Source organism: Oleiphilus sp. HI0067, assembly GCF_001635735.1.
This window is the reverse complement of record NZ_LWFI01001659.1, coordinates 1-704: the sequence shown is the minus strand read 5'-3', so window position 1 is coordinate 704 and position 704 is coordinate 1. Positions and strand designations below refer to the sequence as shown.

The window sequence follows — 704 nt, the reverse complement described above, 5'->3', positions numbered from 1 at the left end:
GAAAGTCAAAGCGGGTCGCAGCCTCTCGTATATTTCAGTGCCATTTATTTCTGGGTTGAGCTCCGTGTCATATGACTCTCGTACAGTCCCTTTTGCGATAGGGGAGTCTTCTCGAATAATTTCACCAACCGCAGTATCAATATGAATCATTAAATCTGATTCGCCTCGCAATAATGCTAGGACTTCATCTGCTTCTTGGGATGGTTGAATTAAATCGTCGTATTCATAAATTCTTGCGGTATCAGAAATAAATGAAAGTAGACGCGATTTAGCGCGGTGTTGCGTTTCACAATCAGGATTGACGCCAGAGCACGGCCGATGTTTGTTTAATTCATCACGAGAGTTGATCTTGTCGAAGAAACGCTCAACAGCCAAGTGAGTACCAAAGCCGACGGTAATTGATTGATCTACACTTTCTACACGTCGCAATGGTGCGTAAAGTACATCGCCATTTTGATATTCAGCCCGCACCACGTGATCGATTTGGGGCTCGAAATTCGTTTCGAATTCCAGCTTACACCCGGGGGCATTTTCTTTTCCCGTCTCAGATCGCTTTACTGATGCGTATTCCGGAAAACTAGATGACACTCTAAATTCCGTCATATCAAAGTCGAGCCGAACAACAGAAATATTTCCGCACGGAATGTTATCGTCCACCAAAATAGGTGCAGTGTTCGATGAGAACCCGCGTTGATGCATTCTGG

1 protein-coding gene is annotated in these 704 nt (G+C 44.6%); it reads right to left on the bottom strand.

The window, feature by feature from the left end:
- Positions 1–704, bottom strand: a 704-nt coding sequence (locus tag A3739_RS30495; protein WP_197472615.1) for a hypothetical protein, incomplete at both ends; no start/stop codon positions are given.